General features: G+C 66.4%; 12 protein-coding genes. 6 read left to right on the top strand and 6 right to left on the bottom strand.

Annotated elements, in window-relative coordinates; translation table 11 throughout:
* The first annotated feature begins 184 nt into the window (after positions 1-184).
* Entirely contained in the window at positions 185-2,047 is a 1,863-nt protein-coding gene (locus Amac_RS01025; RefSeq protein ID WP_155352341.1) for a condensation domain-containing protein, read from the top strand.
* Positions 2,048-2,125: 78 nt separating this feature from the next.
* On the opposite strand, the gene Amac_RS01020 is transcribed toward Amac_RS01025, so the two are convergent.
* The 5 genes from Amac_RS01020 to Amac_RS00995 form a co-directional block, all read right to left on the bottom strand.
* Positions 2,126-2,941: a transposase gene (locus Amac_RS01020; RefSeq protein ID WP_155352340.1), complete on the bottom strand. Its 816-nt coding sequence runs from the start codon at positions 2,939-2,941 to the stop codon at positions 2,126-2,128.
* Positions 2,942-3,151: 210 nt separating this feature from the next.
* Positions 3,152-3,457 (bottom strand): hypothetical protein, encoded by a 306-nt coding sequence (locus tag Amac_RS01015; protein ID WP_155352339.1) that lies wholly within the window; start codon positions 3,455-3,457, stop codon positions 3,152-3,154.
* Positions 3,458-4,047: 590 nt separating this feature from the next.
* Complete coding sequence (locus Amac_RS54670; RefSeq protein WP_218040813.1) at positions 4,048-4,713, bottom strand: helix-turn-helix domain-containing protein; 666 nt, start codon at positions 4,711-4,713, stop codon at positions 4,048-4,050.
* Between the two features lie 114 nt (positions 4,714-4,827).
* On the bottom strand, positions 4,828-5,073 hold the full coding sequence (locus tag Amac_RS54665; RefSeq protein ID WP_218040812.1) for a hypothetical protein: 246 nt from the start codon (positions 5,071-5,073) through the stop codon (positions 4,828-4,830).
* Positions 5,074-5,311: 238 nt separating this feature from the next.
* Positions 5,312-6,361, bottom strand: a complete 1,050-nt coding sequence (locus tag Amac_RS00995; protein WP_307729683.1) for a DUF2293 domain-containing protein — start codon at positions 6,359-6,361, stop codon at positions 5,312-5,314.
* A 144-nt stretch (positions 6,362-6,505) separates the two neighbouring features.
* On the opposite strand from Amac_RS00995, the gene Amac_RS00990 reads away from it, so the two are divergent.
* The 4 genes from Amac_RS00990 to Amac_RS00975 all read left to right on the top strand — a co-directional run bounded on the left by Amac_RS00990 (position 6,506) and on the right by Amac_RS00975 (position 10,495).
* The gene (locus Amac_RS00990) at positions 6,506-7,447 is read left to right on the top strand and encodes an ERCC4 domain-containing protein (protein WP_155352337.1); all 942 of its coding nucleotides are present in this window, start codon (positions 6,506-6,508) and stop codon (positions 7,445-7,447) included.
* A 50-nt stretch (positions 7,448-7,497) separates the two neighbouring features.
* The gene (locus Amac_RS00985) at positions 7,498-7,812 is read left to right on the top strand and encodes a hypothetical protein (protein WP_155352336.1); all 315 of its coding nucleotides are present in this window, start codon (positions 7,498-7,500) and stop codon (positions 7,810-7,812) included.
* A 4-nt stretch (positions 7,813-7,816) separates the two neighbouring features.
* On the top strand, positions 7,817-8,980 hold the full coding sequence (locus Amac_RS00980; RefSeq protein ID WP_155352335.1) for a hypothetical protein: 1,164 nt from the start codon (positions 7,817-7,819) through the stop codon (positions 8,978-8,980).
* Between the two features lie 381 nt (positions 8,981-9,361).
* Entirely contained in the window at positions 9,362-10,495 is a 1,134-nt protein-coding gene (locus Amac_RS00975) for a hypothetical protein (RefSeq protein ID WP_218040811.1), read from the top strand.
* Positions 10,496-10,850: 355 nt separating this feature from the next.
* Here Amac_RS00975 and Amac_RS57805 read toward each other — a convergent pair whose 3' ends face one another.
* Positions 10,851-11,150, bottom strand: coding sequence for a hypothetical protein (locus Amac_RS57805; protein ID WP_373869793.1), 300 nt, complete (start codon positions 11,148-11,150; stop codon positions 10,851-10,853).
* On the opposite strand from Amac_RS57805, the gene Amac_RS54655 reads away from it, so the two are divergent.
* On the top strand, positions 11,149-11,577 hold the full coding sequence (locus Amac_RS54655; protein WP_218040809.1) for a hypothetical protein: 429 nt from the start codon (positions 11,149-11,151) through the stop codon (positions 11,575-11,577). The genes Amac_RS57805 and Amac_RS54655 overlap by 2 nt on opposite strands.
* Positions 11,578-11,588 lie beyond the last annotated feature (11 nt).

Genomic DNA, 11,588 nt, shown 5'->3' with positions numbered 1-11,588 from the left:
CGTCTCCGGACGGCGCGGCCGTTCTCGTTCTCCGAAATATTTCGGTCACAATCGGAGATCTATCGGCACCGTTCTTGCCTGTATTCGTACGCCTGACTAGTCTCACAAAGAGCAAATGGCACGAGAAAACCGCCCCGGAGGCAGTGGACTTTACGAAAGTTTTCGGTGAGGCTCGCCTCCTCCGGTGCTCGGCAGCGTCTACCTGCCCCTGGTCGGCGGAGGCAGGCAGGCGCTGCTACGAAGGAGCGGCCCGGTGCACAGCAAGATCCCGGCGGAACTGGCCGGGTTTCCGGCCCGTGTGGTCCCGTTTCAGGCGAAAGCCGAGGAGGCAGAGGGGCCGCTGACCTGGGCGCAGCAGCACATGTTCGCGCTGATGGAGCAGCTCAGTCCCGACACCAGCAGCGTCAATCTCCGCTTCACCTGGGCGCTGCGGCGTGGCGTGAGCGAGCAGGACGTGCTCGCGGCGCTGCGCGAGCTGGTGGAGAGCTTCGACGCGCTGAGAACGGTCTACGTGCCGCCGCCGTACGGGCCCGGGCAGCGGGTGCTCCGCGAGGGTGAGCTGGTCGTGCCGGTCATCGAGGCCGAGGCGGCGGCGACCGTGGCGGACGGCGCGGCGGCGGCCATGTGGTCGGTGGCGTTCGACGTGAGCGAGGAGTGGCCGATCCGGTTCGCGCTGGTGACGTCGGCGGGGGTGCCCAGACAGCTGGTGGTGGTGGCCTCGCATCTGGTGCTGGATCAGACGGGCGGGCACTGGGTGCGCCATCATCTGCGCGACCTGCTGGCGCGGCCGCCCGCGCCCGTACGGGTGCCAGAGCGCGCGCACCGGCCGCTGGACGAGGCCGAATGGGAGAAGTCGGACGCGGGGCGGCGGCACGGCGAGCGGGCGGTGGCCTGGCACGCGGAGACGTTGCGGGTGATGCCGCAGACGATGCTGCCGCGCCCGGCCGCCGCCGTCGAGTCGCCGCGCTACCGGTATCTCCAGTTCGACTCCCCCGCGCTGGCGATGGCGGTGTCGGCGTTGGCGGCGCGCCACCAGGTCAGCCCGGCGACCGTGCTGTACGCGGGGGTCAGCGCGATCGCCGGGCACGTCAGCGGCCTGGGCCGCTCCTTCCTGCAGCTGACCGTGGGCAACAGGATCGCCCCGAGAACACGTTTCGCGGTCGGCATGCACACCCAGGACGTCCCGGTATGCATCGATTTATCGGATATTTCGATATCTGATCTGATCGCGCGATCGGGAGTCGCGCTCACCCGAGCGGCGCGGTTCGGGCCGCACCCGCCCGGCGAGCTGGCCAAGCTGCGGCACGAGATCGAGCACGAGCGCGGCATTTCCTTCGACCTGTCCTGCTGGCTCAACTACCGGCAGCTGGGACCCGCGCGGCCCGCCACTCCCGGGAAGATCGGGCAGGACGCGCTGGATCGCACGATCTGGCGATGGCTCGACGGCGTGGACAGCAGCACCAGCACCTACTTCGTCTTCGCCGACGACGCCGGGAACATGCTGCGGCTGACCCTCCTCCTGGACGCGGCGATCCTGCCCCCGGATGAGGCCCTGAACTGGCTGCGCGGCGTGGAACGCCTGCTCTGCGCCGCCACCACGACCGAGATCGGCACCACCGAGATCGGCGAGCACACCGTCCTCGCCCCGGCCCGCAGGGACGGCGACTGGCACCTGACGGAAGCGGGCTGGGCCCATCTGCCGAGCGTCGCCGAACTGGTCAGGAACGCGACAGGAGCCAGGGAAGCCGAGGTGGCCGTGCACGACGACGAACTGGTCGCAACCCTGATCGATCCGGATTCGACCGACCTGCAAAAGGTGCACGCCGCCTGCATGGACGCGCTACCCGGCGTCCGGGTCGCCATGGCTCCCCATCGGTACGTCATTCGCGCCGATGCCCACGGTCCTGCCGAGAACGTCCTGACCGAGGGCACCGGACGATTCGAAGATGATCCTTTGAGCCGAAACTTCAGCCGCCGTCTGATCGGAAATAGCGACCGTCAGGTAGGCGCACGTCAGTATCCCGACACCCGGTCCGGCCCGAGGTAAGGGTTGAGCTGTGGCGATACGTGAAGTAGTGGGGCCACTCACCCAGTGTCGGGTGAACAGCCGGGGCGCGAAGCCTGATCAGACTGCGGCGTGGTCGATAGGCACGAGGGCGACCTTCATGCCAGGGTTGAGCCGTTCCAGGTCGGGGATCTTGTTACGGGTCTGACGTTCGGGGCTGAGGGTGTCGTAGTAGTCCGCGCCCATGTCGCGGAAGCGTATGGCGGGGTCGGCGATGAGCAGGTAGGCGATCTCCAGGATGCTGCGAGCGACCGCGACCATGGCTTTGCTTTTGCCGCCCCGTCGGCGGATCCGCCGGTAGCGTTCCCCGAGGAAGCTGTCCTTGGTTTTGGCGCAGAACATGGCGGCGGCGCCGAGCGCGGCGCGTAGCCACCGGTTGCCCTTGCCGGCTTTTCCGGGCCGGGTGATGGTCCCGGACTGGTTGGTAATCGGGGTCAGCTTGGCCCAGGCGGCGGCGTGCGCGGGAGTGGGAAACTGGGCGATCACGTCGGTGCCGAGTTCGGCGATGATGACGTGCGCGCAGACCAGCCCGACGCCGGTGATCTCATCCAGCCGCTGCGCCAGGCCGAGCACGGGCAGCGTCAGGTGGATGCAGCCGGGCGCGTGCCAGCCGCCGACCAGGCCGCAGGTCGTGCAGACCGGGGCCGCGCCGGGCAACGCCGCGACCATAACGGTGATCCGCTCGTCCAGATCGACGACCTTGGCCTGCAGAGTGTCGATCAACTCCAGCAAGATGGCGATCTCGGTCGCGTGCACGTCACCGAATGCGCCGGTCAGGGCAGTGACCAATTCGGCCTTGCATGCCTTGACATTGGGGGCGGCCAGCTCGGCCAGGGCGGACAGCGATGACGCCCGTCTGCGATCTTGAGATGGCATGGCTTCAAACCGCGTCCGTTCCGACCCAACCCCCCGCACGGCACATCGCCCACACCGCTCGGCACCGAGCACCCTGACCTGAGACGACCAGGTCAGCTTTGCTCACACCGGAGGGATACGTTCAAAGACGGGCGGGCACTGCTACGGATCGGCCTCCGCTGCGGACAGCGGGGCTACCCTGCCCCGCTGCCCGGCAGAGGCCGAGCTTGATCAGTCGACGCACATCGCGTGGTGAGTGGACTGGAAGACCCACGTGCCGCCGCCCGGGGAGACATAGGTCGATAGGGTGGAATAGGTCCCAGGGGTGCAGTCGTGGCCGACCGCGAGGACGGCCGCCCGGGCCCGCTGTTCGGCCGCCGCAAACCCGGCCGCGTAGGTGTTGCCCGCCCCCACGGCGGTGGCGCTGCGGGGAGTGTCATAGCCGTCGGCGTGTGCGGCCACGGGCGTGGTCGCCAGGCCGACCGCCACTACCGCTGAGACGAGGCCGAACCGGCGGAGCCAAGTAACTTTTTGCATGCTTCTCCTACATGGACGGATCATTTGATCGACTGAGGATAATTTTCAAACGGACCGAGGCAAAGACGGCATTGACCGCTCGGTCACCAGAATCCGGCCCATCATGCTGTTTCTCGTGGTGGAGCATGTAATTTACAGCCGGACGAAGCTTCCGCCGAGGCAGCCCGCTATGCGGTCGAAACAGCGGACGCGGTGGTGGCGGATCTATCAACTCCCTCTCCTCGGCGAGTTCGACCCCCACTGCCGGATGCCTATCAGGATGTAGAAGGCGACCTTGGGATTCTTCGTCGACGTCCCAAGCCGATACCCCCGCCGCCCGACATGACGAGCAAGCCCCTGCAAGACAGCGAAGACACGCGGAAGCAATTCCGGAGAGACGCGGATACGCGACAGATCTTGTGCCTGCCGAAATCATCATCCATGCAGTTCAAGCAGCATGCAGGTACTCGTGGAGGACTCCTGTACCGCTTCAAAACTCGAACACGGGGTCTGAGCTGGCGTTTCATCGGGTCAGTTACGCGGCTCGGTGATACTCGTTGATCGCTCCGCTGAGCAACGAGCTGGCCCTCTGCCCAAGATCCATGAGCAGATTACGGGCCTGCTGGGCCGTCCAGGCGCCTGTTGGATGCGCGGTCACACCCAGGACGTGCACGCGCCGTGTCTCCACCCTCCATCACGAACAACACGTACAGACGCTTCAAGAAGACCGTGTCGATGCGGAAGAAATCGCAGGCCAACAACCCTTTCGCCGGTAGACGCAGGAACGTCCGCCAGGAGGTGTCGAAGCTTCGGGGAGCCGGACCGGATCGGCGCGAGCGCAGGATCCGTCTCACCGTCGCTTCACTAACCTGCAAGCCGAGCCGAACCAACTCACCATGGACCCGCCGATACCCCCACCTCGGATTCTCGCGGGCCAGACGGACGACGAGATCCCGGACCTCTTTGCTTGTTCCAGGACGGCCAGGGCGGTGGGGATAGGTCCACGAGCGTTTGATCAAACGACGATGCCAGGCCAACAAAGTGCCTGGGGTGACCAGGCGATGAGCTCGCAGCACCGTCGATAGGAAGCGGGCCAAGGCCGCCAGGACCGCTCGATCGGCCCAGTCCGGCTTCGGCCGGACGACCTGACGCTTCAACACCGCCACCTCATGCCGGAGCACCATGATCTCGACATCTTTGGACGCCTGACCACGTCCCAGCAACACCAGCCAGCCAAACACCCGCATCAAGATCAGATACAGCAGACGAACCGACACAAGCCCCGATCTTGCCCTACCGCCTTCGCTGGGCAAAACCGCAGATCAAGCACCTCGCAACGAGTTATGCAGCAGTACAGGTCGTTCCCGCGCGAGAACACCGGCCCGGTTGGTTCACTGGTTGTCATACGACATCTCCCGCATCCATTGATCAATCAAGGCGTCCGCTCGCGCGGCGACCGAGGAGTACCAGATATCGCCGATCTTCGCCTTGTCTCCGGCGAAGAGCGCGACCACCACCGTGTCGGCCTTGGGAGGGAACCAGCAGATCAGTCGCACCGCCACATCCGGGTGATAGACATGACTAACCCGCCACAACGAATAACGCCGCGACTGCCGCACCCACTTGAGCATGGCCATCTCGCTTTCCCGCTCGGGGCTTCGGGAAGCCGACGCAGCAAGTCCAGCGCCGCCACCACACGGCCCAGCACCAGCCGGGCATGCTGGTCGCCCCCGCAGGCATCTGTCTCGACCCGAGACAGCCACGCCCAGAACTCCTCGGAGCAGAACAAGGTCTCCGGAGCGGATCGCGATCCACTGGATGTAGGACCACCGCGCCACCGGGCTATGACACGCGCGGCCCGGCCGACTCGTGAGATCAGGCGCTCCAGGTGGTGAGCACCTGGTCGATGCGGTCGCGGATGCGGTCCCGTGCCTCCCTCCGGGGCACGCCCGCCATGAGGAGGTGGTCGTAGTCCGTGTCCAGGTGCCGTACGGACGCGACGACGGCCAGCGTGACGGCCTGCTCGTCCAGCACGCGGGCCGCCGCGGTGCGGCCCACCCGGCCGCTGCCGCGCAGCCCGGCGTGGACGGCGATCGCCTGAGCCCGCTCGTCCGGGCAGCGGGGGAACAGTCGGCGGATCTCCGCGGCCAACGCCGCCTGGAACTCGACGTCGCCCGCCTCCCGCCGCACCCTGTCGCGCTCGCGCCGGCGGAGCCGTACCTCCTCGTCGGCCAGGCACTGCTCCTCGGCACGGGCCAGGGCCTCGTCCTCGACGAGGATGCCCCGCCGCTCGTAGCGCTTCCTGCGGCGGTTGAACTCGACGACCACCGCGGAGAGCACGCTCTCCTTCTTGGCTCGGCGGCTCAGTGCCGCGTCTCCGGCCGGCAGGAAGACCAGGTGGTCCAGGTCCGCGCAGGACAGGCAGTGTGGGCGGTCGTCTTCCATGATGTGGTGCGGCCCGGTAGCTCCGCAGCCTCCGCAGGACCACGGAGCCGAGCCCGCGATGACGACCAGATCCGGCGCCTTGTTCCGGCGCTCGGTGAGCTGCCGGCGGCGTGCCTCGCTCAGCTCGGGGGAATACCACTCGATCTTGAACTGCCGTTCCATCTCTTCGTCGCCGTCCGCGGTGAACCGGAGCGGCCGCCGGTCCCGGCTCCCCGACACCTGAGCGGTCTCGGTCGCGGTCAGCCCGCGCGCCGTCGCCCACTCGCGCAGGAGGGCCACCGCGTCCGCCATCTTCGCCGCGTCGACCGCGGTCACCCGCTCCAGGCTGTCGGCGCGGCCCTGCCGCCAGGTGTCGATGTCCCGTTGGTACGACCACCGCAGGCCGCAGATCACGTCGACCACCGTCACGTGCTTACGCTGGACCAGCGCGTTCTCCGCCACTTGGGCCACCCGCCGGGCCAGACTGCTCCCCTTTCCCACCGTACAAGGGTGCCCCATTTTGATGGGCCCTGCGGGCTCAGGTTGTGAGGAGGGTCCAGGCGAGGCTTCCAGACTGGGTGAAGTCGACCGGGTAATACGCAAGCCGGGCCTGCCGACGGTTCTGACCTCGGCCATACTGATGCGGTGCGTGAGCTGCTCATCGTCGCCAACCCCGACCCCGACTCGCGCCTGCCGTACTTGATCCGGCTGCCGCTCGGGGACGGCCTCGTGTTGCGCACGGGCGGAACCTGGCCGCGCGAGAAGGCGATCTACTGCTACCCCGCAGGCCACGGGGAGTGGCCCGACGATCCGGAGGTGGTCGAGCGGGTTTCGGTGAGATCGTGTGTACGGCGGGGTGCGGCCATCGACCTGGTTCTCGACCGGGCCAGGGAGAACCGGTCGCAGATCGTCTTCACCAAGGCTCGCGGCCGGGACGCGATCTTCTGGCAGACCGCCCGGGTCCGCAAGCAGGCCCGCCCGAACGTGGTCACCCCGACCGCGCGGGCCGCCGGGATCGCCGCGCTGCCCATTGTCATCGACAGCGGTGAGCGGTATGCCTATCGCTTCGCTCGCCAGCAGGCCGAGCTGACCAAGAAGCGCCTGGCCTGCGGCGACTATGGCATCGAGATCGGCGGTATGTTGCACGCGGCCGTCGAGCGCAAGAGCCTGGCCGATCTGGTCTCCAGCCTGCTGGGCACCAGATTGAAGTACCAGTTGACCGAACTCGCGGCGCTCGCGCATGCCGCGGTCATCGTCGAGGATCGCTACAGCCAGCTGTTCAAGCTGGAGCACGTCCGGCCCGCCGTAGTCGCCGACGGGATCGCCGAGTTGCAGGTGGCCTTCCCGAACGTGCCGATCGTGTTCGGCGAGACCCGGCAACTGGCCGAGGAGTGGACCTACCGGTTCCTGGCCGCCACGTACGCCGCCGCCGACCACTCTCCGCCCCAGCCCTCACCGGTTGACGTACGACCGGAGCCGTCGACCGCCGAGGTCCGCGCCTGGGCGCGTGAGCGCGGCCTGGACGTGCCCGACAAGGGACGTCTTCGCCCCGAAATCTGGGAGGCGTATGGGGCAGCACATTTGTAGCGGGACAAGTCGGCCATGACGAGGCGGTCTGCTCGCTATCGTGGTCGCCCGTGGCCCCCGACATCCCCGATGACCGCCTGGATGAGCTGATCGCCGAGGCGACCCTCGACGCCTACGACGAGGACGAGCAGCGGGCAGCGTTCGCCGCCGTGCTCCAGGACAACCTCCAGGTGCCGTTCGAGACGACCGTGCTGGGCGTCCGCGTGAGGGTGACCGGCGTCACCGACTCCCCAGGAACCGGTATCGCGGCCATCTGCCGCGGTGGGAAACACCGGCAGCTGATCGGCATCCTGGACCTGCCGCTGCCTGAGCCGCCCCCGGCCGGAGCCGAGTGGATCGCCGCCTACCGGCGCTGGGGCGGGTGAGCGCGTGAGCGAGTACCAGTACTACGAGTTCCTCGCGCTGGACCGATCGTTGACCGACCGGCAGCAGGCCGAGGTGCGGGCGTTGTCGACCAGGGCGCAGATCACCGCCACCAGCTTCACCAACGACTACCACTGGGGCGATTTCAAGGGCGATCCGAACGAGCTGATGGAACGCTACTACGACGCCCATCTCTACTACGCCAACTGGGGCACCCGCCGTCTCGTGCTCCGCCTCCCGGCTTCGCTGCTCGACCTGGCCACCACCGAGCAGTACGCCGTGGGCGAGCAGGTGTGCGCGTGGACCTCCGGCGAACACGTGATCGTGGACCTGACCTTCCAGGAGGAAGAGGAGACCTGGGATCTCGACCTCGACCACATGCTGTCCTCACTGGTCAGGGTAAGGGCCGAACTGGCCGGCGGTGACCTGCGCCCGCTGTATCTGGCCTGGTTGTCGGCCTACGGGGGCTGGGAACGTGACGAGGACGCTTTCGACTACGACGAGGAAGACGTGCTTGAGCCGCCGGTCCCGGCCGGACTCGGTGCGTTGACCGCCGCTCAGCGGGCTCTGGCCGATTTTCTGCGCCTGGATAATGACCTGCTGGCGGTCGCGGCGCAGGCCAGCCCGGCGGCGCACGCCGCAGGAGATGATCGAGCCGCGCTGACCGCGTGGGTGAAAGGGCTGACGGAGGCCCGCAAGGACGCCCTGCTGATGCGGGTGGCCACCGGGGATGCCGCACGGGTGGAACTGGAGCTGCGACGGGAGTTCGCCGGCCCGGCCGCGACCGCCGACGGCCCGCGGCGTACGGTCGGGCAGTTGCTGGACGCGACCGACCAGGTACGGCAGGCCCGCCAGCGGGACGAAGCCGCGCTGCGGGAGGCCGAACTCGAGCGGCGGGAACAGCAACGCAAGCAGGCCCGCGAACGCCACCTCGCTGAACTCGCCGGGGAGGGCGAGCGGGCGTGGGCGCGGGTGGAGGCGTTCATCGACACCAAGAAGCCCCGCGAATACGACCAAGCGGTCGAGATGCTGCGTGACCTGCGCGAACTGGCCTACCGCGATGACCGGATGAGCCAGTTCACCGGGCAGTTCACTCGCCTGCGGGAACGCCACCAGGGTAAGCCCAGTCTGGTCAAACGGTTCAACGACGCCGGGCTCGTGGGGGAATGATCCCGCCCGGCGAACTGCTCGGACTGGGTCGGCTTCGGTCGCGATCTGGATGCAAGGGGTTTCCGGTGGGCCTTCCGGTTGAGGTTCCGCCTTTGTCGGGAAACCTCTTGCTGAGGCGTTCGTGCTGGACGTTGCCGCTGTGGGGGCTACCAAGCGCGTCCGCCTAAGAGCGCAGGAAGTCGGCCCAGGTCGTGGACACCCGCTCGGGCGCAAGTCGGTACCTTCCCCGAGCGCTGAGACGAGCGACGTCCTCAATGATCCCGGCCAGATCCGGCCCTCATTAAATGACCGGGCCTGTGTAGGATGCCTCACTGTCGGTAATGAGGCCCGCTAAGCGGAACCAACCCACGCCGCAATCCAAACTCAAGGGGGCATGCCAGGATGACCCGGTACGCCATCGATCAATCCCGCAACGCACTCATCGCCACCTGGAGCGCCGGCATCGGGGACACGGCCATCACGGTCGCGCAGCTATCTACCGACATCCCAGCGGACCATGCTCTGCGCCTGGCGAAGGCGTTGTCTGAACTTTCGCTTGCCTGCTGGCGCTGTTACACCCACCCCGCCAGCGCAGCCGACACTCTCGACGTCAACTCCGAGGGCTGGCGCCGGCAAGGCGAGCGCGATGCCTTCGCAACGGTCCTTCCGGCTTTGAGCAGCCCGAATCTGTCCACCCAAAACTCGATCATCCAGTCCTACATCCACGTGGAAGAGTGCGCCCACCGAGTTGGCCGGGCACTGCACACCATCAACGACGACAAGCTCACCGCCGAGGTCGTCACGGACGTGACCGCAGAACTTGCCGCTGCCGAGCGAGCCGAACTGGGGGACCTGTCAGGCCGGGCGCGTCAGGCCGTGATACTGAGCCGAGAAGATGCCTCCCCCGTCCAGGTGGCCCAGGCCAACGTCCTTCTCCGCAAGAATCCCTTCGGCTCCGACCGTCTGTTCACCGAGTTGGATCCCGCTGCGGCGGCCATCGCCGCCGCGCATTGGCTGCAGGCGGCCGCCGACATCACAAGCGAACACACTGGGCTCGCCCCGACACAAATTGTGGCCAAGGCCGACGACATCGAGGCCCTGCCACAGGGGACTCTTTCACAGATCTTGAAGCTAATGGAACTAGGCGCCCCACCGCGCCAAGCCGCGATGACGCTCATCCGCGAAGCTCTCCGCGTCGCCGAAGGCGAGACCAGCAGCCTCGCAACTTTGAAGCAGCGCATCACGGCCACCGAGGAACTGATCGAAACCTGGAAGGATCGCGACCCCCGTCTGAGCCCTGACTCCCTCGGCCTGCGAATCACCACGCTCGATCCGACACGCCCGGCGGCAAACCTTCTCGAAGACCTGCTCACAGGAATACGCGCGTGCTGCTTGATCTACCGCGAATACAGCCTCGACGATCTCGTTGACGATGACGATCCAGACAACGACAAGCAGGAGTTGGAAGATGAGATCGAAGCATTCCTTGACTGGCTCAGGGCTGAAGCCGACGATGCCACCCACCGGCTGATTTGATCAACGCGCGAGCGCCGTCGGACCCTTCGGACGTCTAGGATATGCCGGTTAGCCGATCAGATTCTCATGGATATCGTAAGTCACGCCTTACCGACAGGTGTACAATCCCGTTTCAGTAAAGCCGGGCGTGGGTGGCTGATGGTTGCTCAGCGGTTGCTCATGGGCATGCGATACGGGACAACGTCGTGCACCATCATCGGGCATTTCGACAGCAGCAAATTCAGACGGAATGATAGAAATGGATAGACCGCGATATAGCGCGGCACAAAAAATTGTACTTTTAATCCGTAGGTTCAGGGTTCGAATCCCTGGCGCCCCACCACCTTTGACCCCATTTGACCTGCGATTCGTCCCACTATAGGTACTCTGCGCCTGCCGAAAATGCCATCCATGCAGTTCGAACGGTATGTGAGTATTCGTGGAGGACTCCGCCGAGCCGGGCTCGCCGGCGTATGTTCAAGTCGGCGATGCGCTCTGGATCAGTGATCGGATCCGGGACTGTGCGCAGCAGGGCGGCCTCGGCCAGTGTTTGATGGGCTCGGCGCCGGTTGTAAAACTGTTCGTACTCGCGGAGGGCTTGCCGCAGGTGGCGTTCGTTCCAGAGCAGGCAGCGGTCGAGAAGCTCGCGACGGCAGGACTGAACCCACCGTTCCATGATCGCGTTCATTCGTGGCATCCGGATTCGGGTGAGCACGGTCCTGGATGCCGACCTCGGCGAGGATCTCGTCCATGAGCGCCGGGAACTTCCCATCCCGCTCGCGGATCAGACAGCGGACCCGGCAGCCGGCGTCCTCCAGATCCATCATCAGGTTCTTGACGACTTGTACGACCCAGCACGCGGTCGGGTGCGCGGTGGTGCCGAGTACGCGGACGCGTCTGCTTACGTGCTCGATGACGGCCAGGATGTACTGCTTGAGGCGACGGCGTACACTGTGGACAAGATCACAAAAGATGACCCCAGACGCCCCCGGACCAGCCGCTCAACGCCCTGGGCACCCGATCCACACCAAAGGGATTCGACGCCGGAGATGATTCGTGTTCTCGAAGCCTCACACGAACATGGACGCGTAAACTCCAGGTGAGAGGAAGGAGT

Origin of the sequence: Acrocarpospora macrocephala, assembly GCF_009687865.1 — a bacterium.
Classification (GTDB): Bacteria; Actinomycetota; Actinomycetes; order Streptosporangiales; family Streptosporangiaceae; genus Acrocarpospora; species Acrocarpospora macrocephala.
The sequence above is the reverse complement of the archived record's forward strand: the minus strand, read 5'-3'. Positions and strand labels throughout refer to the sequence as shown.